This is a genomic window from Hymenobacter sp. YC55, assembly GCF_029433095.1.
In the GTDB taxonomy this organism is placed as follows: Bacteria; Bacteroidota; Bacteroidia; order Cytophagales; family Hymenobacteraceae; genus Hymenobacter.
In genome coordinates, this window is sequence record NZ_JARNTX010000001.1 from 1,381,059 (window position 1) to 1,404,048 (window position 22,990).

The following is a 22,990-nucleotide window of genomic DNA, read 5'->3' on the forward strand; positions in this document are numbered from 1 at the left end:
GGTATAATGCGTTCGTTTACCATGAGTTGCTTAAGCTACCCCCCAAACACGTAGAGCCGGAACGCAACGTAGTTGAGCCCTGCCCCGCATGCAGCGCCGAGCAGCACAATAACGGCCGCTCGCCACAGACTACCCGCTGTGCTCAGCCCAAGTGCACGGCGGCCGATTAGAGCGAGGTAGCTAAACATAACCACCACTTGCAGCAGTGCCGCCATATTGCTGGTTCCTGAGAATTGGCCCATAAACAGCACCAGTCCTAGCAGCACCGCTACCCAGACAATATGAAAGGCGGCGCCCACTACCACAAGTAGCACAAACGCCTCGGCATAATTCACCCGGCGCCGGCTGTACACCCCCCAAGCAATTAGCGAATAAATGGGCAGCAGCAATAACAGCCACCACAGGTTCTGATATTTGCCTAAGAAGTGAAAGTAGGACTCCACACGTACTAGCTGCTCGGCCGTTAAGCGGCTTTGCATCTGCTGCTGTAGGCCGTGGCCGGTAGCTTCGTAGTAATGCCCTAGGGTTGTTAACAAGGTAGCGGCACCTACTGCGAGCAGCAGAAATTGGAAGGGGTTGAAGTACCGTTTGCGTCGGCCGGCCAGGTAGTCGGCTACGACTTGGCCAGGCTGCAGGAGCACTTGCCCGATGTAGGCAAAAATGCTTTTGTCGGCGTGGGTAAAGATGTGCATCATTTCGTGTAGCACATGCGTGACCGACAGTCGGTGTGGTCGCTGCTGTCCACAGTGCGGGCAGTATAGCCCTTCCGCCATCGCGTGGCCACAGTTTAGGCAGGCGGCTTCTTTGACCACTGCGTTGTGCGCATCAGCAGCCGGGGCTGCTACAACAGATTCCATGATGCAGGGGGTTAAGTAGCACGGCTGAGCAGCTGATTACCAGCAGCCACCAAATAAATAAAAAATACTGCTTATACCCTTGTTATCACGATGCTAGGTCGGGTGGACAGTACGGTCCGGATAACCGCTTGTTCGTCAAGGCGGGGTGCTACCGGGGGCGGACGGGTATAGCCTTAGGCGCGTTGAACCCCATACTGTTGTCCCTTGCCGCACCAAATCTTTCCCACTTCGCCTGCACCAGGAGTGGGAGTCGAACCCACGAGGGACTAGTGTCACCTGCGGCCTGCAAGCAGACCCGCCATCACCTCTCGGCAATCCTGGTTATTCTCAGAAGAACCTATGAAGCCCAGCTACTGACCGAGCTTCATACACTTACAGTGAACAAATAGGCTCTTTGAGGAAGTATTTGTAATAACATATTCTATGAAGGTAGAATTACGTGCGTATTGAGTACCGTGCTTAGTTCCATAAAGGCGTTGTTCCAAGACTCAAGAGAAGAACATTTGATCTCCCGTTGTATACCTCCTTTTAAGCTTATGCGAATCACGTAGACTTGCCCATCAGGAGTAATAAAGCCTTTGTTCTGCTCACGATTGTCCTCTGTGATGTCGACACTAAAACGAGAGATAGTAGAAATTTCTGCAGTATTAAAAATAGAGTAGGCATTCGTGCCTAATTGAATAAAAGGCGGAGTAGAAACCTGTTGTTGGTTTTTCATATAGTAGAAGCGTGAGAATTAAGCAGACAGCAAATACTGTACAAGTGACTCAGCGGCTGACTGGAAAGCGCCTCCTAGTCGGGCAGATTAAGTCCGAACTGTTCGATAATGTATTCACTCACTCCACGGTTGGCTGCCTCTGCAATGCGCATCAGTTTATTGTACTCATCATCCGTGAAGGAAAGCGTCCGGTTGCGCTTATGGCGGGCCGGGTCTTTCGGCGGGCGGCCGGTGCGCTTGGGTTTTTCATCCATGGTGGATCAAAGATAAATAAATATTAGGGTTAGGCAATGCGTAAAAACAATTGTAAATTAATTTGAGCATTTGTTTTTACATTTGCATAAAGTATGTACATTTGAAGAGTTGAACCTGAGTGTTCAACAAAAAAAGAGGCCGCTCCGGGCAAGGAACGACCTCCGATTTCGAAACAGGGCGGGCAAGCCCTATTACTTCATCTACTTAACCCCAAAGGTATGCTAACTGCAACCATGGAAGCAACTGCTATGCTAATTGCTTCCCCCACAACCAAGTACACTGGCCCGCTGGGCCGGAAGTTTAAAAAGGAGGCCGAAGTTAAGTTGGCCCAAAACAGGCACCTGCTCACGCTCTCGGCTATGCGTTCCAACATCATGTCCATGATGTGTGAGGCCGACCTTTTCGCCGCAGACGAGCAACTACGCGCCAATGATAGGGTGTTTCAGTGCGAGAGCATCCCACAGCTGCACCGCTGGTATTGCAACGTGTATCGGGTATTCACAGAGCGCCGCAACGCGCTCCGGTTACCCTTTGTCGATGGTTCCACTTTTTTAATGGCGGTGGCCTCCTAGTCTTATGGCAGCAGTCTATGATTTGGCGGAACTCAACCGCCGCGCCGCCGCGATTCGCGAGGAAGAAACGGTCTTAGATGAGTTCTTTGTCGGCAACGTGACGCACGTCACCATTACAGCAGGCGACAAAACATTAACGGTTGAGGTGAGCAAGCGTACCAGTATGGGCGTGGTGCATGAGTTACTGCTAGCCGCTATTGAGAAGCGGGAAAAGACAGAAAAGCAAATGGGATCAGTTCGGCGCATTGAGCAAGGAGGGCAGGAAATATGATTGCTACGTTGCTAGATGTTAGAAGGCCTGTATACTGCACTACGCCTGAACTCAGAAAAGAGCAGGCCAGAATTGCAGCTGTGCTAACCAATGATGAGTTAGAAGGACGCGACATCAATAATTTGGAAAAGGCACTGACTGAGATTAGCAATACACTTTCTAAGCGGCGTGCCTTGAACCCCGAGCCTGTTCCCCCAACCACTGCTTGCCTCGGAAGCTACTCTGACCTGTGCACCAAGATTGGCCCTGAACCCAACTTGCCTATTTGGCGTGCTGGCTCAATGCTTGGGCATCATCAACAGATGTGTTTAATTGACACAGATACCATGGCCCCGCGCTTCCCAAAGGGCACTATCGTAGTAGGGCAGCGAGTAGCGGCTGGAGAAATGCTTCCCGCGGCCGTCTACATTTGGATTACGGGAGGCGCGGTGGCTATGGGAAGGCTGGAAAGCGCCATACTCAATACTAAGTGTTCGAATGGTATAATGCTAACCCAAGACAACCGTAATGAAAACGTACTGTGTTTTCTAGATTGGTTAGCACCTGAGTTTATCTTGTATAGAGTTACGCATTACATGCGCTAGTTCAGTCAGCAAGTTTTTTTCGTTACTAAGCTTCCAGATTTGATCTAAAGCTGATGAAGCTGGAACTCATGTTTTCAGACTGAATTCAAGCTAAAATCCGTGGATGCTTACAAGTTAGAACCATGTTTACCGGTATCAGAGGATCCTGTAAGAAACCATGAAATGTAGCTCAGGTACTAAGTGCTTATCACTTTTTCATCCTTTGAATGAGAAGCTCTTACTTTTTTCATATTGTACTTACCACAAATGCCAACAAGTAATAGCCTACGAGATAGCCTTTTTAATGCAGAGTATCTGCGTAAACGTAATCAGGCGGTTGAGAAAGTGCTAATTCTAGTTGGTGTGGCTTTATTCGGTGATGAAGAATTTACCGACAACCCAGAGGTAGTATATTCTCGCATTGAAGAAAAGTACGGCGCGTTGGGATACTTTACTGCCGAGGCAAAGAAATTTGCGAAAAAAGTAGAGGAATGTGAGAAGCAATATGGACGGCTCCATCCTTACCATCCTGCTTTTGCTGCTGAATTCTTGAAAAGCATGTCATCAGTTAAGCGGTGGGATGCGATCATACACTTTAATCAATTTTGTGATCAACATTCCCTTCATAGTGCAAATGATTATCTCTACCTGATTGATGTGCTAGAAGAGGGACTCCAGAATCAAGAATATCAGAAGTCTTCGCTCGAGAGAGCCCTGAGTTGGCTGCATGAGGTAACGCCATTAAAGTTCGAAGCTGAACTTAAAGCAAGAAGCTCAGGCTCTCAAATAAATTCAGAAAGCATAGAAGGGATAATCAGCTTAACAGGAGAACCAGCACCAAGCTCATTACTAAAGCAGCAAGATATAGTTTCCCATGAGGCAGTTTCTAAGTCGACAATCAGCAAAAACCACAGGGGGCGTCAGCCTGATGTAGCAAAGCTGCAGAATATAAGCTTAGAGAAAGTCCGAGCTATATTCATTGAGATTAACATAGGCTCCATCTATAATCAGGCTGGTGAATGGGCGGCCGCGTTTACTGCTCTAGTAGCAAGGAAATTTTTAATAGGAAATGCTTATGCAATTGACAGGTGGGCGACTGAGTGCGAATTCGAAGGGCTTGGTTCAAAATCAATACGTAAAACGCTAAGCAATTGCATAGACGCAACTGATAGTGAAGATTTTAAAGGGCATTCAAAAAGGATCTTCATAGCAGTAAATCAGGAATTGGATAAGCATAAGGACGGTAAAAAGGAAAAGAAATAGATGCTACTCTTTTTCCTGCATTTCCTGTATTTCCTATTAGGTAACAATGCCTGACAAGCCCTAACAACCTTGCTGCCGTCATCACCAACAGACGGTAGTTATGAATAATCCTTTCGACATTCTCAATGCCAAGCTAGATAGTATTGAGGTCTTAATTCATCAAGCACTGCAGCGCAACGCTCTTCAACCTATTGTCGAAATAGGCGGGCTTGAACTGGCTCAGGAAGTAACCCGCCTGAGTAAGGCTCGCTTATACACGCTGGTATCTACCCGGCAGATTCCGCACAGCAAACGTGGCAATAAGCTCTACTTCAACCGAGTTGACCTCCTAGCCTGGGTAGAGCAAGGCACCCGCGTCGGAAAGGAGGTGGCAAATGGCTAGCTCTGCAACCCCACGCATCATTATCTGCAAGAATAATGATGTCATCACGATCAATGATCATAGAATCCATAGAGATAAAGATGGACGCTTAAGCGTTACGGATATATGGATAGGAATGGGAAGGTTGCGCAGCAACCGACCTGCGATTTGGATCACCTTGCCTACCACTCTCGGCTTTCTGAGTGCCACCGAACGATTTTTAAAGGTCAAAAAATCTGACCTTTTAGTTTCCACTGTTGGTAGGGGAGGAGGTACTTATGCTCATGTGCAGATTGCATTGGAGTATGCCCAATACCTGAGTCCCGATTTAGCGGTAGCGGTTAACCAAATCTTCCTAGAACGGGTCGAGGAGGAAAAGAACCCTGACCTGATCCTCGACCGGGCCGAAGCTACGTACCGCCGGCGCGGCTTTACGGAGAGTCAGATCCGAGCCCGCTTCCAAGGCAAGGCCACGCGCAACCGCCTTGTGACTGTATTGGCCGCCCATGGTGTACGCAAGCAGGGCTACCGGCTTTGCACCAACGCGACCTACACGCCGCTCTGGGGCGGGCCAGCCGCTGTCATCCGGCAGCGCAAGAACCTGTCCGAAAAAGCTAATACCCGCGAGCACATGAGCGAGAAAGAACTCGTGGCGCTGCATCTCTCCGAACTCATGGCGGCCGAGAGCATCGAGCAAAAGAACGCCCGCGGCAACCAAGGCTGCGCGGCTGAGTGCTTCCGGGCCTCCGAGGCAGTAGCCAAGATGCTCGTCGCCCACACCGCCGGCCATCCCCGCGCCGCGGGCCAGTAAAAAAGGCAGGCCCCCTCCAACAGGTGCCTGCCTAAAAAACTACTCCATAAAACTTTCGCAAAGAAAATGAAAACCACGCACTTATCGGCTTTTCAGGGCCAAAAACAAGAGCGGCACAGAAGGATTGTCCGCGCCGATGGATTCGCATACTCTTTCCGCTCTTCTAGCACGCCGCAGTCCGGCGCCGGTGTATGCTAAGCCCGGAGCAGGAGTATGCGCACTACCAGGCGTATGTGGCCGCGCTCTTTACGGCCCCATTCCTAAGAGAAGAACAGTTGCTCGCCAACCTTACCGCGTACTGGCCTGGCGATGCCGCCGAAACCCTGTCCGAACTAGTGGCTGTGGGTTTGGTCGAAGTAGCCCCCACGGGGCGTTACCGGCTGCCCTTGCCCGCAGGGATACTTTCTCTCCCAAGCGGCGAGCCGGTACCAATCGCGAAGCCTCAGCCTACCGTGGTGGACCAAGCAGCACCCCATCCGCAGCCACCCATTAAAACGTCGGCCGCAGTACCTGCACGGGCGTCAAGGGAAGCGCCGCAGCCGCAGTTCAAGCCGCTTCGGTTGATGATCGCGACGGTGGCTTCTACCCGGTAGCCAGACATCACCTCGCCGGCTGTAGGGCCTGGCCAGGTATTCCTTTCTACGTGCCCGCCCCATGAACTACATTACGCTCATCAATGCTTTCTGGGCCAAGGATCTGGAGCATTCCTTCACCCCCAATGACATCGCCGTGTACTTCCGACTACTGGAGCGCTGCAACGCATTAGGGTGGAAGAATCCCTTCAACTTCTCAGTGGATGAACTACTGGTGAAGCTGCGACTACGAACCAAGGACCCGTTGGATACGGCCCGCAACCGCTTAAAGCAAGCCGGCCTGCTCGACTTTCGGAACGGACAGGGGCGGGGCCACACGACCACCTACTGGCTGGCCACCCCGCTGCAGGAACCGGAAGAGAATCCAGAAAGGGGGCAGAAAAACACCCCCTTTATCTCCCCCTATTCGCCCCCCTTTTCGCCTACCTTTTCACCCCCGACAACCCCCCTAGTACATAAAACTAAACTAAACAAAACAAAAGAAGAGACAGCTAACGCTGTCACAGGGTGCGCGGGTGCGCAGGCTTCTGATTCGATGGTGGATTCCAAACTGCCAACTAAGTCGGCAGCAGAACCACCCAAAGGGGCGCCTTCACCTGGCAAAAAGAAAAGCAAACCCCGCGCCGCCCGCCCGGCGCCGGCCGCGCCGCCTCCGCTCGAAACCCGCTGGCCGGAACTCGTCGCCGAGCTTGACGCGGAAGGGCAGTCCACCTGGGCCCGCTTCGTGGCGTGGGAAAAAGAGAACCCCTTGCCCAAGGTCTTCTCCATGGTCGAGCCGCTATTGCCCAAACAACTCGTGGAGTTGACCCACAAGCATGGCAGCGGGGAGGTGACCAGCATTTTGCTCGACATGCAGAACCGTCGCACCCTGCACGCCGATTACGACTCGGCCAATCTCACCGTGCAAGCCTGGCTGCGCCTGCGCAAAAAGCGTGAAGCCGCCCTCTCTTCCTAACGCCCGCTACCGGCATCTCCCCATGAACTACGAAGTCTGCCAAGGCGGCCCCCACATGCGCGGGACCGTGCGGCCCAAATCCGAGATTATCCTGCAGCCCACGGACGAGGAGTTCTACCTCTCCATGTTCGGCTTCGACAACACCATCTACGAGCACCTGCAAGTCCACCGCGACCCGCAGACCGGCAAGTCCACCGTGGCCGGCTTTGCGGGGAGCTACTTCGCCGAGTTTCTCTACTTCGACATCGACCGCGAAGGGGATCTGCCTGGCAGTTTGGAAGCGACCCGGGATTTGCTCAAACGCCTCTATGCCCGCTTTCAGCTCTCGCCCAAGCACTTGTTTCTCTCCTTTTCCGGCAGCAAGGGCTTCCATGTCGGGTTGCACCAGAGCTTATTCGGTGGGTTTACGCCCTCGCCGCAACTGCCGACCCAGCTCAACGTGCTCGCCGCCCGGCTGCTGGCGGAATGCCACGAGCTGACCCTGGCTCAGCTGCAAGCCAAAGCCTACGAAGCCAAACAGGCGGGGACGCAGTTTGCGAGCGTCGATCTGGGCATCTACAACAACAACCGCATTTTCCGGGTCCTCAACTCCCGCAACAAAAAGGGCCGCTACAAGGTGGGCCTGACCAGTACCGAGCTCCTGACGCTGTCGCTCGACGAGATCTTGGCCCTCGCCAACACGCCCCGCCCGGACTACAAGCCCGAGGCCAAGCTCACGAGTCTGACGCCTATTGCGGAACTGGCCGGTCTGTGGGAGTACGCCCGCACCTTCGACATGGCTGCCTTTACCAAAGCGACGCTCGGCGCGAAAAATGGCACCGGTCAAGGCAGTATTGACCGCGACTTCTTTGCCCCGCCCCAACCCGGAGAGCGCGATAACACCCTCTTCAAGCAGGCCTGCCACCTCTTTGATCATTCCGCCCTCTACGAAACGCACGTGCTACAGCTCATCGCCGCCATCAATCAGGCCACGAGCGAGCCATTGCCCGATGCGGATGTGCAGCGCATCGTGCGCTCGGCTTTTAAAACCACCCAGCGCCACAAAGCCACTGCGGGCAGTTCCGTGCTAACGGCGACGGCGGCCGCGACCAACCAAGTGGAGATTTGGAGTAACTGGACCGAGGAGTGGCTCGACTACTACACGCAGCAGCCGAGCCCGATGACGTGCCTAGTGCCGGAAATCGACGAGGACCAGCAGCAGAGCTTCAAGGGCAAGCTGGCCGTGCTCATCGGTTCGGGTGGCACGCGCAAAAGCTACTTTGCCCAAAACGTGATTGCCCAAAACGTGCTCGGCTACGGCAACCGCTTCCTGTACTCATCCATGGAAATGGGCAAGCCCGAGACGGTCAACCGTTTTTTGGACATGTACTTCGACGCCGAAGAAGGAATGCCGGCCAGCCGGGTGCTGCAGGGCTACGCCCGCCAAAGCAAAGAACAAACCCGCGAACTACTTAGAGCCGGCTCCCAAGCCATCGCCGACCAACTGGTGCTCACCGGCAACGGCGGCAAGACAACGCAGGACTACGAGCGCGATATTCAGCAGACGATCCAACTCTACGGCTCCTTGGACGGACTCGTCATTGACGGCCTCTCGGCCATGGGGGGCAAGGGGGAAGAGACGGAGCGCTACAGCCGCACCACGCTCGAATTGAAAGAGCTGGCCAAGCGCTACAACCTCTTCATTTTGCTGATCTGCCACACCACCAAGGCCTGCGCGGCGCATACGCGGGATGCCCGCCCCTTCGTGCGGGGTTCGGAAAAGATTCTCGATAACTCCGACTTTTCACTCTGCTTTGCCAATATCATCGACCGGGTCAAGTCCACGCCCGACAACATCCAGTACACCCCGCACCTGGCCCACGTCAAGTACTACAACAAGCGCGGCTCGGGCAAGATGCTCAACCAACTGCTTGAATTCGACGGGCTGCGCAAATCCTTCGGCGTGAGCGCGGCCCCGCTGCACGACTACCCCGATCACGACACGTTTGTGCGCGAATTCAACAGGCAGGCCCGCAAAGCCGCCGGCGACAACGATCCCTTCTAAGCCCAACGACTCCCATCCCCCTTATTTCCCCGGTCTATGCAAACGGTTATCACCTCTGGCGTCGCCTACGCCCAATTACTCGAAGACCTGCGTGCGCTCATCCGCCACGAGTTGAATCTGACGCAGGCCACCGGTACGGCGGCGGCGCCCGCCAGCGAGGCGGAGGAACTGCTCACCATCCGGCAAGCCGCCACGCTGCTCGATGTGTGCCCACAGACCGTGCACGAGTGGAAGCGCCGCGGTTTGCTGCCCTACCACAAGATGGGCGGCCGCACCTACCTCAAGAAAACCGATGTGCTCGCCGCCCTCACAGGTGCGCAGCGCACCCACAAGGGCAGGCGAGGAGGGTAGCCCCTACAGTGTCTGCTAAGTGACCCCATCTCTCACCTTTACTTCTGTTACCCCATGCGTCACCGCATCCTAGAACCCATCAACGCCACGGATAACCTGGCCCTGCTCTTTAACGCCTACCTGCGCGGCCTCTCCACGTTCGACCTCGTGACGGTGCCGCGCGAGACGATGGCCGAGTGCAACGCCGCTTTCCAGCGGGAAGCCCAGGGCGACAAGCCCAAGCACTCCATTACCGACCAGGCCCGCCGTTACTACGAGATGACGGTGCTCTGCAACTCGCTCCACAGCGTTCACCGCCAAGTCGTAGGGGCGCTGGCCCTGCTCGAAAACTTTTTAAAAACCTACCAGGCAGACCTGACCAAGTACGCCATCGAAAAACGCTTGAAAACCATCGATGAGTGGGGCAGCGATGACGAGACGGACTGGGAGCCCGACGGCTTCGACGAGGAAGGCCAAGTATGGAAGGTAGCCTACAAGGACGACCCTGAAAGCCTGGCGCCTTACAGCCTGCACAACGAGTTGGCCGGCTTCTTTAACGGCCACGATACCCGCGGTGAGTACATCGGTACCAGCCACCCCTCGGAGTTTGCCGTCTACACCCACGCCGTGGCCACGCAGACGGAGCTCTCGCTGCGCAAGATGTTCTCGCACGGGCTCAAGCAGGATATCACCCTCCACAGCGTCGGCCCCGAGGGGGAGATGGTACCGGTTTCGCTCGCCGATCAAATTGAGGACGAGCTCAACGAAGACCTCGTCAATACGTCGCTCGCCAACGAGTTCAACGCCGTACTCTACAAGTGCGAGGAGTTAGGGCAACTCTACCGCGAAATGGCGCCCGATGACTTACCACGCTATGTGCAGCTCTGCGGCTGGCTACACAAGCTGGTGCATGAAGTACCGCGCTTCGAACCCCCCAAGGGCTTCGCTGCCGAATAATCCCTCTTTTCCCTGTCCTCTCCATAGTCTATACCCGCCATGAGCAAGATCACGCAACTCGAAACCGTGCACACGCACCTGACCATGCGCCTGCACTACTTCATCACCCGCCTGCTGCGCGTCGAGCAGTACGAATTCACGCCGGAGACCTTCGACTACTATACCAAGAGCGTCGGCCAGGGCACGATCATGCAAGCGGAAATCGAGGACCATTGTGATAGTCTGCGCGCCATCGAAGCCGCCTGCCACCACGGGTTGGCCGGTACTGCCCCCGAAGGGTTTGAAGAGTACGGCTACGAGTTTACCGAAGCGCCAGAAGTGCCCCTGCTGCCCTACGACCCCTATACCGATATACTAGGCTACCTGGCTGGTGGCGCCAATATCAGTTGCCTCACTTTAAGCCCCGCGCTGCTACGATTTATAGAGCTCCTACCCGAAGTAGCCGCCGAGCGGGCTGAGCGGGATGCAACGGGCCAAGACGGCGTACTTATGCGCTTCGATGAAGTAGGTGACTGCCGGCCGATGACTCGTAGTGAGCTGCTGCGCGCCGGCAACAAAGCAGTGCTTGAAGCGGTAGAGGAAAGCCTGTTTGCCACCACCTACGCCGACGACATGCAACGCATTCAGGAGTTAGCGCACGCCCGCGGTGATTTAAGGCAGATTCTCAGCCTGATAGCGTAGCGCCGCTTACGGTTTAGGGGGCTTAACAAAGATCAGGGTGCTGTAGGTGGAAATATTATCAACGCCGCCCTTGCCGCTCCCGCCAACCGTGCTTTGCAGCACATATCCCTGCTCGTAGAGGGTCGCAATAACCCGCTGGTAGCCGACGGAATAGCCTCCTTCATCTGCGAGCCGTTCTCGAATTCCACTACTTCCGGCGTGGCCGTACCGCGGGCGATTAACAACAGTATGGAACTCGGTTGCTCGACGACAACCGTCTGCTTCTGTTCTCTCTACATTTGGTTAATACTTAGTATAACGTCTTGTCTCTACGCTGCCTTCCTTATTGCTGCGGCGAAGATCGTCGACTAAAGTCAGTTTTTTGGTAGTAAAAAGCTCAATCGTAGACGTAAGACTGTACGTGGGATAGTTCGTTGTTAACGTCTCTGATGTTATTGAGTAAGTTCCACTCATGTAAATTGACTTAGTCCCGTTAAGGTGTGTTAAAAACTGAATTGACTTATCTGCTGAGAATCTTACACTGTAATAGTCTCCTTTTTGTTCTATTGTGACATCAGACAACTTAACCCCTCGGTTATCGTATGTCGCGGTTGATTCGGACACTAATTGCCAATCGCCAACGATACTACCTAATGGCGCGGTTTCTTCCTTTTTACACGCTAGCAGAGCAAAAAAAAGATAAATTGTAAACAAACGAGAGAATAGTGCTGTATGCATTATAACTGCTGTATGCGGATTAATAATGGTGACAAATGTAAGCAGCCTTGTTAGATTATTGCTATTGCTGAACTTTGCGAGAATGGTCTGATTGCCTGACCCTTGACAGATACCTTGTTTTAGCTTCTTCTTTTTGCCATCGCTACGCACTACGGCAGTAACTCAGTGCTTACTTCTTCGACAGTGAAGAACTCGCTTCGGAACAGGTTGGATTCGCGTTCCGCAATCGGAAAGCGGGACGCAATAGCCTCGTAGGTGGTTTCCGAAATCTTGAGGTGGGCTACTTCTCCTCGTGTACCCTGCCCCCGGTCCCCATGAATGCAAAGCAGGTGGTCGAACTGGTTGAGCGGTTTGTACTTGAAAATACGGATGAAGGCTTGATGCTCACGGTAGGCATCTAACTCTATTGGATCGGAAAGCTTTTTCGAACTCATGTGGACGCAGAAAAGCCCGAAGATAGTAACCCTCTAGGCTTGTAACCATAAAACCCAGAGTCCCGGGTTTTACGAAGCTCTCCGCAAAACTTCAGTTATCCTTAATCTGGTGGGGTAAGTTAAGTAGTCTCAAACAGTCCCGTGTCCCACTTGTGGGAATGAGACTGTTTGGGACTATTGGTTTTGGGGGCGCCCTACAAGGTGGATATTGCCCACCATTTCCATAAAAACGTCAAAACACGCTTTTATGGAAACCACTGTTTACAACTGCTAAGCGGGTCAGCTACACGCCTTTGGGCGCGGGGGTGTCAAAAATAGGTTTGCGTGTCTCACCTACGCAAACCGCTATGCTGCTAAGCCCCCAGAAAGAGCTATTCATCCAAGAGTATTTACAGCACGGCGATGCCATCAAGGCCGCCGTAGCCAGCGGCTGCAGAGCCGATAATGTACAAGTCCTAGCCGAGCAGTGGCTGGCCGATCCGCGGGTGGTGGCCGCGATTGCCGGCACTCAGTACGCCCGCACCGTCTTAAGCGGTTTTTGCGAGCAGTGGGTGCGCCAGCAGCTCACCACGATCATTGAGCGCTGCATGGCCCCGCGCCCTGTGGTGCGGGTACAGGCCGACGGCACACTGCAGCAGGCACTCGATGAAACCGGGGAAGGCGTCTGGTCTTTCGACAGTACGGGCGCGGTGGCGGCGCTGGAGCTGCTGGGTAAACACATCGGCTTTTTCGGGCGCCACAACCAGCAGCTGCACCCAGCGCCCATCACGCCCGATTACGAAGCGCCGGCCGAGAAGAGCGCCCCAGAGCAACCTGCTAGCCTCTAGGTCGGTCGTGATGCAACTCTATGCCTCCGCCCGCGGGCCGCACATCGAGCCCTTCTACCCGGCCGACGAGAGCCGCAACCCCGCCTCCGCCTACGCCCTGCAGGAGCGCCTGCGCAAGGCCTACCAGGAAGTGCTGCTGAACTGGTGGGATATTGATGCCCTGATCCTGGCCTGCTTTGGGGAGCGCCACGGCAAGCGCCGGTTTGCTGCTGAAGAGCGCCTGCAGTACGAGGTGCCGGAACTCTTAGAGCGCATGAGCGCGAAGGAACTAGCCTTGGCCGCGCAGATATTTCGTACTTCCACCCTCGTCGGCTTCGTCTGGCATGTGCTCGGGCAAGAGCGGTCGGTGCAGCACCGCTTGGAAGAGCCCTGCGATCAACGCCTCTGCGACGACAAGCACGCCCGGGCGGCTTCCTTAGGACAAGGCCAATGGAAGCGAGGCCAGCGCCACGCGCCACCCGTGCCGTGCTCGTGTCACCTTCCCTCACCTGCGCCTAGGGAAAGGAACACGCCCTCCGGTCCCGTCGGCTCCCATACCGCTGTACCGGTACCAGCTGCCCCGGTCGCTGCTGCGCAGCCGTTGCCAGCGTCCATGTCGGCCGCGCAAAACCATCGATACCGCGTCAAGCAAGCGCAGGAGCGCAAACGCCTCAAGCGCAAACGGCGGTAACTGCCCCTTTGTAGTCTCATTCTGCTTACCAGTGCCTTATGCAGTCCCCAAATCAAAGCGAGCGTTCCGTGGGTGATGCACCCGATGCCAACCCGAAAAAACCCGAGAAACTTACCGAGAAACAACTGCGGTGGGTGGAAGAGTACCCCAAGCATTTCAATGCGAGTCGGGCCGCGCGGGACGCCGGGTATTCGGCGGAGTCCGCCGCAGATATGGGATATCAAAACAAGCAGAATCCGGCTTTGATGGCCTTGGTAGACGAGCGGCACAAGGCCCTGACCATGTCAGCCGACGAGGCCACACGGCATCTGAGTGATATGGCCGCCACGCGCCTCAATGACTTTCTAGTAGTGCGGGAAGTGCAGGGCTACGAGATGCGGGAAGAGTACGTGACCGTGTTGCGAACGCACGCGCAGAACAAGCTCAAGCGCCTGCAGGAAGCAGCGAAGAAGCTGCCTAAGAAGAACAATCCTTTCGACGCTTCTATTGCCGAGTTGCATATCGAAATCGTCGGCTACGACATCGAGATTGAGCGCTTCGGTGATGACGTGGCGCGGCTGGTGCCGGGCCGGCCCATCGTCGCGCAAGTAACCGAGTTTGATTTAGTCGCGCTGGCCAAGGCCAAGGATGTGGGCCGCATCAAGAAGTTCAAGCACACCAAAGAGGGGGTGGAAGTCGAAACCTACGCGGCGGATAATGCGGCCCGGGATATTCTCAAGCTCAACGGCCGCTACGAGAAGCACAACCAGCAGAAAAAAGCCGAGGTAACCATTACGATCGGCGGGCGCACGATCTCTTCCCAACCCGCCGTGAGCGATGAAACTTAAGCTGGACGTACAGGAAGATGCCGTCAACGACGTGTTTCGGCCGTATCTGCTGAGCCGGGCCCGCTACCGCCTGTTCTGGGGCGGGCGCAGCAGCAGCAAGAGCGACTTTGCGATGCTGGACTTGCTCATGCAGTGCTTGGTGCTGCCCTACTTCAAGTGCCTGATGATTCGCAAGGTGGCTGACACCATCCAGGGCAGTATCTGGGCCACCTTGAAGGACGTAGCCGAGCGGGAGGGGCTCGAGCAGTACTTCTTCTTCGGTACCAGCCCACTGGTCATCAAGTGCCTGCTCAACGACAACATCTTCCTGGCCCGGGGCCTTGATAACCCCAAGAAGATCAAGTCCACCCGCGAGCCTACGCACGCCATTTACGAGGAGGCTAACGAAACCAGCGAAGACGAGTTCGAGGTGGTGTCGACCACGCTGCGCAGTTCGCGGCCCGATGCCGTGATTCAGGAAGTGTTTCTCTTCAACCCCGACCAGGAAGGCGACTATCAGCAGTTTTGGCTCTGGCAGAAGTTCTTCCGTGACACGGGTCATCCCAATTGCACTACGTTTTCGGACATGCTCTCCACCGAGATGGACGGGGAGATCATTGCTGAGCCCTACGAGGTGCTGCACTCTACGATTCGCGACAACCGGTGGGCTAAGAAAGAGGAAATTGCCCGCTACAAGCGCTATGGGGACGTGAACCCCGAGACGGGCCAAGTGTACGACGAGTACCTGTATCGCATTTGGTACTTAGGCCTGTGGGCTACTAGGCGCACCGACAACGAGTTCTACGAGTCCTTCCGGCGCGGTCTGCACGTCAAGCCCACGCCCTACGTGCCTGATAAACCCATTCTGCAGGGCTGGGACGCCAACGCCTTGCCTTATTCGGCCATGCTTATGTGCCAGCCGATAACCGAAGACAAGGTGCTGACGCTGCGCTTCTTTTATGAGTACACCCTGCCGCCGCCGCGGAGTGGTATTCGCAACACGGGCAAGCAGTTCCTCTTGGATCGCACCGCCAACGGCTGGTCCACAAGTCCCGTGTTTTTGACGGGCGACTCGACGCTGCGCAACAGCAAAATAGGGGAGGAGCGCAGTAGCCTCTTCGAAGATGTACAGGCCGCCGTGCAGTCGGCGCTGCACAGCAACAGCACGGCCCTGTGGCCCCGCCGCAACGCGGGCGTGATGCGCCGGCGCGACTTCATCAATTATGTGCTACGCGGGGGCTTAGACCGCGTGCGAATCCAGATCGACCCGGGCTGCGTGAAGCTCATCGAAGACCTCGAGCAGGTACAGACCGGCGTGGAGGGCAAGGTCAAGCCCAAGGTGCACGACAAAGCCCTGGGGGCCACCTACGAGAAGCTAGGGCATTGCGCCGATGTGTTTGACTACATCACCCTGAGCCTCTTGCAGCAGCATTACGAGGCCTTTGTCGCTGGCCGTGACGACTAGCTACCCAATGATTTCCTTCCCGCGCGGCTACTTCGCGGCTACTTTTCGTCCCAGAGTAACGCTTCTTACTACTTCACCCCAAACGCCCCATGGCTGATCAGTCCTCAGATTTTACCCCGCTCGGTATTACCATCCCGGCCGCCACGACCGACGAACTGCTGCACGCGCTGAGCGTGACTGTTATCACGCAGCAAGCAACCATCAACCTGCTCTCTGGCCTGCTGCTGCAAGTTTATTGCACCGTCAATCAGATGCCGCTCGCAGAAGGAGAGGCGCTGCACGATCGCCTCTTCGCTAGCTGCGTGGCCTCGGCCAATCAAGGCTTTGTCGACACGCTGCGGGAACGGCAGCACATGATCAAGAGCTTCCTGCATCAATAGACCCGCTTTCTTTTCTACCCTGCTACCTCCTCACTTTATGGCTGATATCGGCACTCTTTATATTCTGGATACGTCGGCAGCTGAGGCCGCATTGGACCGGCTGGCGGCCAAGGAAAAACAGTTTGCCGATGCCGTGAAGACGTCGCAGGCGGTCAACAAACAGCAGTTTACGGACGCTGCCCAAGCGGCGCTTACCTACCAGAACCGCTTAAGCAACGCTGCCGCCGAAGTGCAGCAAGCCACGGCCGTACACCGTGAGCTACGAGCCGTCGTGCGCGACCTCGTACTGCAAGAGCGGGAGCTTACCCAAGCGCAGGCCAACACGAAGGAGCCCGCCAAGCTACGCGAGATCAAGAGCCTGCTGCAGCAAAACCAAGCCGAGCAGAAGAAGGTCCGCGCCGAAATCAGTCTCAATACCGCAGCCCTCGAAAAAGAGAAAGCAGCAGAAGCAGCTATCACGGCCGAGATTCGCAAGCAGGAAGCGGCCGAGAAAGCCGCAGGTGCCGCGGCGAGCAATCGGGATAGCAAGGGGCGGTTCGTAAAAGGCGCTTCCACGCCCGACGTTCCCACTCCTGCCGTTGGTGGTGTGGGCAATGTACTGACCGGCGGGGCCATCATCGGCGGCGTTACGGCGCTGGCCGGGGCGGTCACCTCGCTCGGGGAAGACATCTTCGAAACCACGGCCAAGTACGAGAGCTTCCAAGCGATCCTAAGCAACGCGTTGGGTAGTGAAGCCGCCGCCGCCGAGGCCTTGCAGCGCATTCAGGACCTAGCCGCCAAGACCCCGTTTTCGGTCGAAGAACTGACGGCGTCCTACATCAAGTTCGTCAACCGCGGCATCGTCCCCTCCCAAGCGGAGCTACTCAAGCTCGGGGATGTGGCCGCCTCGCAGGGCAAGTCCTTCGACCAGCTGACCGAGGCGGTGCTTGATGCGGGCACCGGTGAGTTTGAGCGGCTCAAGGAATTCGGTATTCAGGGCAGCAAGACCGGCAACCAGATCGAGCTCTCGTTTAAGGGTGTCAACAAGACGGTCGCCAACACGCCAGCCGCCATCAAGGACGCGCTCGTTTCCTTCGGCGAACTCAACGGCGTGGCCGGCACCACGGCCAAAGTATCGCAGACGCTCGAAGGGCAGCTCTCCAACCTCAAGGACCAAGCCGACCAGTTGGAGAACGAAGTCGGCCAAGGATTGCGGCCCGTGTTTGCCTTCCTGCTGCAAACGCTCGTGCAGCTCTTCGGCTTTATCAAGCAGAGCGGCGGGCCATTGCGCGAGTTTGCCAACTACTTCGTTGAGTTGTATAACTCGTCCACGGCCTTCCGGCTCGGCGTCAACACCCTCTTTGTTGGCCTGCAAAACGGCGTCGCTGTCGCCAAGGGCTCGATTGGCTTGCTGGTAAATGAGTTGGTTGCGGCCGGTAAAGTCGTCAAGGGCGTGTTCACGCTGGACTTCGACCTCATCAAACAGGGCTACAACGACGCGGGCAAAGCGCTGAAGGCTACATTGCTCAATACCGGCGAGCAGGTTGGCAAGAACATTCAGGAAGGGCTAGACCGCACCTTCAACCCGAAAAACAAAGTGGCGCTGCTCGGCGTCAACGAAAAGGACGTGGCCGCCCAGGGTTCGGCCCTCGAAAAAGCCGCGACTCGCATCAATGCCTCGCAAGTAGCCCAAGTGAAGGTCAATCAAAAGGCCTTGGAGAAAGCCTTGCGTGAGCGCGAAGCTGCCCTCAAGGCCCTGCGGAGCGAACAGGAGAAGTTGCAGGAAACCGCCGCCAAAATCGAACTCGATAGCTTAAAAGACCAGGGCCAAGCCCGCGCCGCCGAGCAGTTGCGGCAAGACCGGTTGCAGATTGCGCAGATCGAGCAGAGCCTCAAAGACCGGGAAGCCGCCGTGCGCAAGGCTGGCGGCAAGGGCAGCAGTGCTGATGGGGTGATCGACGGGGTACAGCGCCAGCAAGTGCAAGTGCTGACCCAAGCAGCCGAGAAGCGCTATGCCGATGCTTTGTTCAAAATCAACCAAGAGCAGTATGATCGGCTGCTCAATTTACAAGAGGATTCCGACGCCAAATCACGCGAACTGCTAGAACGCCGCTACGAGAATGAGCGTGCCGCTGCGCAAGGACAAAGCGACGTACTGCAGGCCCTAGAGGCCGCTAAGCAAGCCGAATTGCTAGCCTTAGAGGCGAGTGCTGAGCAGAAGAGGTTGGAAATACGCCGCAACTTAGAAACCAACAACGCCCAAGTGCGTGCCACGGTCGCTGGCCCGGGCACCGGTCGCAGCGAACGAGAGGCCCGGCAGCAGGAGCGGCTCGAGTTAATCGCGCAGGACGAAAAGTTTTACCAAGACGAGATTGCCAACTCTGTGCGGTTTGAAGCCGAGAAAGGGGAGGCCATTCGGTCGGAGGCGCGTAAGCAGCTGGCCTTGCTAGCACAGGAACGCAAAAAAGCCGAGCAGGATGCCAAAGGCTTCGACATCTACAGTCTGATCCTAGGCGAGAGTGATGATGAGGAAGGTAAAGGCCGTAAAGCACTCGATGATACGCTAGGTGCTGTCGTCGACTTCTATGCGCAGTCGCTGCAAGCGCAGCAGCAAGCCACCGACGCGCGTGTTGGGCAAGCCGACCGCAACATAGCCGACCTACAGAGCCAGATTGCGGCCGAGATACAGCTCAACAAAGCGGGCAGCGCCTCTAATATTGCGGGACTGCGGGAACAAATAGCGGCCGAGAAGGCTGCCCGCCGCGACGCGTTGAATGACAAGCGCAAAATTGCTAGAGAGCAAGTTATCCTTGATACCTTAACGCAGGCGAGCAGCGTTGCCGTCGCTGTAGCGAACGCACTGGCGGCCTTGCCAGTACCCTTTAACCTAGTTGCAGCTGCGCTGCTCGTCACCACGTTTATTGCCACGAAAGCAAAGGCATTTGCCGCCGCTGGCAAGCAACCTGAGGGGTTCTACAGAGGGGGCTATACCGGAGGCAATGACAAGAAGGAGGAACGCGGCGTAGTACACGGCAAAGAATTTGTACATACTGCCGATGTAACCGAGAAGTACCGCTATCCTTTATTTGAAGCGCTCCATAAGAATCGGCCTCAAGATATAGATTGGAGCTTGCCGGAAATGCAGAAGTTGTTGCCTGATTATGCCTTGCCAAAACAGTTACGCGCTGAACAGCAAGCCGTAATTGAACAGCGGCTACAGGTACAGGCTGATATGCAATTAGGGCCGCTACAGGCGGAGCTTAGAGCCGTGCAAAAGGAATTGGCTGCAATCCGACAACACGTCGGCACTACGGCCAATAAGATAGAGCGTGTGCCTCTTACGGACGGTAGGGTATTGGCACTTGACCCCGTAACCAACAGCACTACGATTACTAGCTACGTGAACTAATGTGCTATACCTCTTAATGATTTTGGTTTGTGCTACTATAAATCCAACAATTCTAAAAATCATTATTTACCTTTAGCTCCATAATACGTGGCGGTTAACCCCGCCTCACCAAAGCGAGTTGCCGTGAAAAGCAAAAACCCCGGCTGGTTAGAACAGTCCGGGGTTTTAAGAAGCAGGTGGGGATTCACCTATCTTCTACTCACAATGAAGAAACGTGTTATGGCGATGCTGGCTGCTGCTGGCAGGTGGCTTCGCCGAAACGCAAGGATACTAGGTGTCTTTGCGACCGTGCTAAAGATAGCGGTAGACCTCTACCTCTATTTTTATTCTTAAAGCTGTTAGGGAGGGTCAGCCTGCTGGGTTGGCTCTCCTTTTTTTGTTTTTACGATTAATTGCGTATCAAATATAGTTAACGCAATCAAATGTGAGAATATTTTTTCCCACTAAACCCCTCATATACAGCAACCAAGGCCACTTACGGTAATGGTAAGTGGTTGTTGGTGTTGACATTACTTGTACAAGTCAAAAGTGATACTTGATGTAGAAAAATATTACTACATATTCCCTGCGCAGTTTCATATTTACGCAATTCTCTGTTTGATCTACTCATCAGCAATCCCCCTTTGCCTAATCGCAGCGTAGCTCAAAGTCGCTTGGTGTGGGCGGTTCAGGTGGGTCGTCAAACGGGTCAGGCGGTATCAGACGTAGATACAGAGCTACATACTCGCTAACACTAATCTTCTTTGCAGATGCAAGGGCTATGAGCTTTCCCCACTCTGCATCAGTCAAAGTAATAGTGCGCCTGTACGTGTGCCCTTTACGCCCCCTTCTCTGCATATAAAGCGATGTAGCGCGCTAGCCGCGCAACCGGATGCGTAGTAATAACGCCCCGAAAAGGCTTTTAGGGCTTGATATATTCCCCTATGTGCCACGCATAATAATCATCATACGTGCGGGGGTGCAACTGATAATATTCACTTAAAAGCGCATTGGTTGAAGATACCGCAGTGTCGCTTCTGCCTATCATCGCGACTACTATCGTATTGGGTTCCGTGCGCTCTATATGTTCCTGTATCTCTACTAGTTCATTAATGGGGCCTGTAACAAGCCCGTCGCTGTCAAAGTTAACTGCCTTGATAAAGCGTATAGTTTTACCCTTATAGGTTACCTCCCGGAATTCGTAGCGCATGGATTGGATGTTTAGCTTAATGCCATGCAATGTAATTGCTAGGTTGCTAATACAGTTCTGAAACGAGCATAAACACAACCACTTCCTTTGGCACGTGCTTAGCTAGTGCTCCACTGGACGTTTGGTTATTAGCTGCCAACCTATAGGGCGTAAGGGGACGCGGGCAAACGAGTCATAAGCGAACACCTAGTGTTCGAAAATAGAACAACGCACGGGACCATGAGCAGCCACCAACAGCATAAAAAGTTGAAGGTAAGCGGATTGTAAAGTTGGCGTACTCCTTGGCATAAGAGAGAACATCCCCTAGTATATCGCTAGCAGCGGGCCGGCTTCCAACTTGTCCAGGGATAGTTGTCAACCTCTATTCTCTTTCCCATGTCCATGTGCCCCGTTTTATGCACTGCCCCGTTCCTGCTCTTCCTTTTAAGCGGCGTTAGCCCAGCCGTTGCGCAGGGTGCCGAGCCCGTTAGCCTGACGCAAGTGGCGCCGGCCAGCTTGCGCCTGCGCGTTGCCAATCCTGACCACGCGACCGGACACGTGCAAGTGGTGCGGCTCAGCACGCAGCAGCCCTTGTTTAGGGAAACGTATACTGCGTCAGCTTATGGGCAGCGCTTTAGCTTTGACCGGGCCCCGAGCGGGCGCTACCAAGTCGAGCTCCAAGTGGGACCGGCACGCTACTACTATAGCGTGCGCGTTAGGACCCATGCCGGACGCTCCACGGCGTGCGTGCGCAAACTGGTGGTCGACTATCAACCGGCTTCGATGGTGGTCGCAGCACGCTAGCGATGCGCGCACCCAACTTCACTTGCTACTAGTCCTATAAGCAAGTAGTCAGTATGCCTCAAACAAAAGCCCCATTCTTGGTAACGGATGGGGCTTTGTGTTGCACTAGATTCGTCTAAACGCGCAGCAGGATCAGGCGCCGTTCAAGCAGCAGGTACTACCGGTACTACTCAATGAATACTACTTCCGTGTAATCAAGAGCCTGCAGATTGGCAATGTGCTGCTCGATAGCCTTCCTTAGAGCTAAGGCTGCTTCCTGGGGCGAGGCGCCCAGTCCGTAGATCGGTTGTAGCCCCCATGTTTCGTGGTCTGCGATGGTCGCTTCAAACGAGGTGGCGTGCCCTTTGCCGTCGTTGTAGATCTGAATCATAGGGTCAAGGTAGTCTATTCCTGAAAGCCGTAATGGCCAACGACCGCGCGAACTAGTGTAAAGAGCAGATAGCCGCAGGCCCCGACGAGGATGGCTTTCACCAGGGGTGGAATGGTTTTGGATTTCCACAGCCCGTAGAAACCCAGCGGAAACACCACCAAGCACAGCAGCAGCACCAGCCACGTCTGGTTGTGCCACTTGGCAGATTCAGGTCGGTAACCGTGTGCCATGGGGGCTAAAGGGAAAAGTCTCGGGCGTTAGTTGTAAGCGAATGCGTTATTGAGCTGATGCCAGTGCTTTCACTGCAAAAAGCTTCTTGCAGATACGTCTGCAGCGCGTGATGCAAGGCCTGCCACGTCGCTAGATCCTCACACGCCGCAGGTGGCCACGTCCTCACCGCTTGCTCGAGCAGGATAAGCTGATGCAGCAACAGATGTTGCGGAGAGGAGAGCTTATCGGGATAGCGGTGGAACAAGTCGGTGATAGTCGCCGAAAGCGTGCGAACCAGGTAGTGCCGATCCAGAGAGGAGTAATAGATGTTGTTTTGACTCTGCAGGCGCAAGAGGATACGTCGGAGCTTAGCCGCTAGTAGGGTAGGCATAAAGGGGTAAGTGGGTAATAATAGGATAGATAAACTAACTGATAGCAGCAGGGGCCACCTCCCCGGGCAAACTTGTGCAGCACCAAGCTCGGGAAGCGTAAAAGAAAACAAAGCCATGGCAGACGCCAC

Annotated in this window: 26 protein-coding genes and 1 pseudogene; 18 read left to right on the forward strand and 9 right to left on the reverse strand. The window is 55.0% G+C overall.

Annotated features, from left to right (window positions below; all coding sequences use genetic code 11):
* Window positions 1-35: 35 nt before the first annotated feature.
* From P1X16_RS05975 to P1X16_RS05990, 4 genes and pseudogenes are all read right to left on the reverse strand, one after another.
* Window positions 36-857 (reverse strand): DUF3667 domain-containing protein, encoded by an 822-nt coding sequence (locus P1X16_RS05975; protein WP_277226946.1) that lies wholly within the window; start codon window positions 855-857, stop codon window positions 36-38.
* Window positions 858-1,092: 235 nt separating this feature from the next.
* Window positions 1,093-1,179, reverse strand: a pseudogene (locus P1X16_RS05980).
* A 99-nt stretch (window positions 1,180-1,278) separates the two neighbouring features.
* Window positions 1,279-1,575 (reverse strand): hypothetical protein, encoded by a 297-nt coding sequence (locus P1X16_RS05985; RefSeq protein WP_277226947.1) that lies wholly within the window; start codon window positions 1,573-1,575, stop codon window positions 1,279-1,281.
* A gap of 74 nt (window positions 1,576-1,649) precedes the next feature.
* Window positions 1,650-1,829 (reverse strand): hypothetical protein, encoded by a 180-nt coding sequence (locus P1X16_RS05990; protein WP_277226948.1) that lies wholly within the window; start codon window positions 1,827-1,829, stop codon window positions 1,650-1,652.
* 219 nt (window positions 1,830-2,048) lie between these two features.
* Here P1X16_RS05990 and P1X16_RS05995 point away from each other — a divergent pair, with 219 nt between their 5' ends.
* From P1X16_RS05995 to P1X16_RS06045, 11 genes are all read left to right on the forward strand, one after another.
* Window positions 2,049-2,402: a hypothetical protein gene (locus P1X16_RS05995; RefSeq protein WP_277226949.1), complete on the forward strand. Its 354-nt coding sequence runs from the start codon at window positions 2,049-2,051 to the stop codon at window positions 2,400-2,402.
* Between the two features lie 4 nt (window positions 2,403-2,406).
* Window positions 2,407-2,673 (forward strand): hypothetical protein, encoded by a 267-nt coding sequence (locus P1X16_RS06000; RefSeq protein ID WP_277226950.1) that lies wholly within the window; start codon window positions 2,407-2,409, stop codon window positions 2,671-2,673.
* A gap of 815 nt (window positions 2,674-3,488) precedes the next feature.
* Entirely contained in the window at window positions 3,489-4,499 is a 1,011-nt protein-coding gene (locus P1X16_RS06005; protein WP_277226951.1) for a hypothetical protein, read from the forward strand.
* Between the two features lie 100 nt (window positions 4,500-4,599).
* Entirely contained in the window at window positions 4,600-4,881 is a 282-nt protein-coding gene (locus tag P1X16_RS06010) for a helix-turn-helix domain-containing protein (protein WP_277226952.1), read from the forward strand.
* Entirely contained in the window at window positions 4,874-5,671 is a 798-nt protein-coding gene (locus P1X16_RS06015) for a KilA-N domain-containing protein (protein ID WP_277226953.1), read from the forward strand. The genes P1X16_RS06010 and P1X16_RS06015 overlap by 8 nt, the downstream gene beginning before the upstream one ends.
* A 191-nt stretch (window positions 5,672-5,862) precedes the next feature.
* The gene (locus tag P1X16_RS06020) at window positions 5,863-6,264 is read left to right on the forward strand and encodes a hypothetical protein (RefSeq protein WP_277226954.1); all 402 of its coding nucleotides are present in this window, start codon (window positions 5,863-5,865) and stop codon (window positions 6,262-6,264) included.
* Between the two features lie 61 nt (window positions 6,265-6,325).
* A complete protein-coding gene (locus P1X16_RS06025; protein ID WP_277226956.1) occupies window positions 6,326-7,219 on the forward strand; it encodes a hypothetical protein in 894 nt (297 codons plus the stop codon).
* Between the two features lie 22 nt (window positions 7,220-7,241).
* Entirely contained in the window at window positions 7,242-9,263 is a 2,022-nt protein-coding gene (locus tag P1X16_RS06030) for a primase C-terminal domain-containing protein (RefSeq protein WP_277226958.1), read from the forward strand.
* 36 nt (window positions 9,264-9,299) lie between these two features.
* Window positions 9,300-9,614: a helix-turn-helix domain-containing protein gene (locus tag P1X16_RS06035; RefSeq protein ID WP_277226960.1), complete on the forward strand. Its 315-nt coding sequence runs from the start codon at window positions 9,300-9,302 to the stop codon at window positions 9,612-9,614.
* A 54-nt stretch (window positions 9,615-9,668) separates the two neighbouring features.
* Window positions 9,669-10,550, forward strand: a complete 882-nt coding sequence (locus tag P1X16_RS06040) for a hypothetical protein (RefSeq protein WP_277226962.1) — start codon at window positions 9,669-9,671, stop codon at window positions 10,548-10,550.
* A 39-nt stretch (window positions 10,551-10,589) separates the two neighbouring features.
* Entirely contained in the window at window positions 10,590-11,231 is a 642-nt protein-coding gene (locus P1X16_RS06045) for a hypothetical protein (protein WP_277226964.1), read from the forward strand.
* 866 nt (window positions 11,232-12,097) lie between these two features.
* Here P1X16_RS06045 and P1X16_RS06050 read toward each other — a convergent pair.
* On the reverse strand, window positions 12,098-12,382 hold the full coding sequence (locus tag P1X16_RS06050) for a hypothetical protein (protein ID WP_277226966.1): 285 nt from the start codon (window positions 12,380-12,382) through the stop codon (window positions 12,098-12,100).
* A gap of 347 nt (window positions 12,383-12,729) precedes the next feature.
* Between P1X16_RS06050 and P1X16_RS06055 the strand changes: the two genes are divergently transcribed.
* The 6 genes from P1X16_RS06055 to P1X16_RS06080 all read left to right on the forward strand — a co-directional run bounded on the left by P1X16_RS06055 (window position 12,730) and on the right by P1X16_RS06080 (window position 19,918).
* Window positions 12,730-13,209 (forward strand): terminase small subunit, encoded by a 480-nt coding sequence (locus P1X16_RS06055; RefSeq protein WP_277226968.1) that lies wholly within the window; start codon window positions 12,730-12,732, stop codon window positions 13,207-13,209.
* A 7-nt stretch (window positions 13,210-13,216) separates the two neighbouring features.
* Window positions 13,217-13,879 carry a hypothetical protein gene (locus tag P1X16_RS06060; RefSeq protein ID WP_277226970.1) on the forward strand — a complete coding sequence of 221 codons (663 nt, stop codon included), beginning with the start codon at window positions 13,217-13,219 and terminating at the stop codon, window positions 13,877-13,879.
* Window positions 13,880-13,917: 38 nt separating this feature from the next.
* Window positions 13,918-14,706: a terminase small subunit gene (locus P1X16_RS06065; protein ID WP_277226972.1), complete on the forward strand. Its 789-nt coding sequence runs from the start codon at window positions 13,918-13,920 to the stop codon at window positions 14,704-14,706.
* Window positions 14,696-16,150 (forward strand): phage terminase large subunit, encoded by a 1,455-nt coding sequence (locus P1X16_RS06070; protein WP_277226974.1) that lies wholly within the window; start codon window positions 14,696-14,698, stop codon window positions 16,148-16,150. The genes P1X16_RS06065 and P1X16_RS06070 overlap by 11 nt, the downstream gene beginning before the upstream one ends.
* An 89-nt stretch (window positions 16,151-16,239) precedes the next feature.
* Entirely contained in the window at window positions 16,240-16,530 is a 291-nt protein-coding gene (locus P1X16_RS06075) for a hypothetical protein (RefSeq protein ID WP_277226976.1), read from the forward strand.
* A gap of 37 nt (window positions 16,531-16,567) precedes the next feature.
* The gene (locus P1X16_RS06080) at window positions 16,568-19,918 is read left to right on the forward strand and encodes a hypothetical protein (protein WP_277226978.1); all 3,351 of its coding nucleotides are present in this window, start codon (window positions 16,568-16,570) and stop codon (window positions 19,916-19,918) included.
* Between the two features lie 901 nt (window positions 19,919-20,819).
* On the opposite strand, the gene P1X16_RS06085 is transcribed toward P1X16_RS06080, so the two are convergent.
* Window positions 20,820-21,107: a hypothetical protein gene (locus P1X16_RS06085; protein ID WP_277226980.1), complete on the reverse strand. Its 288-nt coding sequence runs from the start codon at window positions 21,105-21,107 to the stop codon at window positions 20,820-20,822.
* A gap of 381 nt (window positions 21,108-21,488) precedes the next feature.
* On the opposite strand from P1X16_RS06085, the gene P1X16_RS06090 reads away from it, so the two are divergent.
* The gene (locus P1X16_RS06090; RefSeq protein ID WP_277226982.1) at window positions 21,489-21,890 is read left to right on the forward strand and encodes a hypothetical protein; all 402 of its coding nucleotides are present in this window, start codon (window positions 21,489-21,491) and stop codon (window positions 21,888-21,890) included.
* A 166-nt stretch (window positions 21,891-22,056) separates the two neighbouring features.
* Here the strand turns inward: P1X16_RS06090 and P1X16_RS06095 are convergent, their stop codons facing one another.
* The 3 genes from P1X16_RS06095 to P1X16_RS06105 are packed head-to-tail and all read right to left on the reverse strand — an operon-like array spanning window position 22,057 to window position 22,861.
* Window positions 22,057-22,260 (reverse strand): hypothetical protein, encoded by a 204-nt coding sequence (locus tag P1X16_RS06095; RefSeq protein ID WP_277226984.1) that lies wholly within the window; start codon window positions 22,258-22,260, stop codon window positions 22,057-22,059.
* Window positions 22,261-22,274: 14 nt separating this feature from the next.
* The gene (locus P1X16_RS06100) at window positions 22,275-22,490 is read right to left on the reverse strand and encodes a hypothetical protein (RefSeq protein WP_277226986.1); all 216 of its coding nucleotides are present in this window, start codon (window positions 22,488-22,490) and stop codon (window positions 22,275-22,277) included.
* A gap of 5 nt (window positions 22,491-22,495) precedes the next feature.
* Window positions 22,496-22,861: a hypothetical protein gene (locus tag P1X16_RS06105; RefSeq protein WP_277226987.1), complete on the reverse strand. Its 366-nt coding sequence runs from the start codon at window positions 22,859-22,861 to the stop codon at window positions 22,496-22,498.
* Window positions 22,862-22,990: the final 129 nt, after the last annotated feature.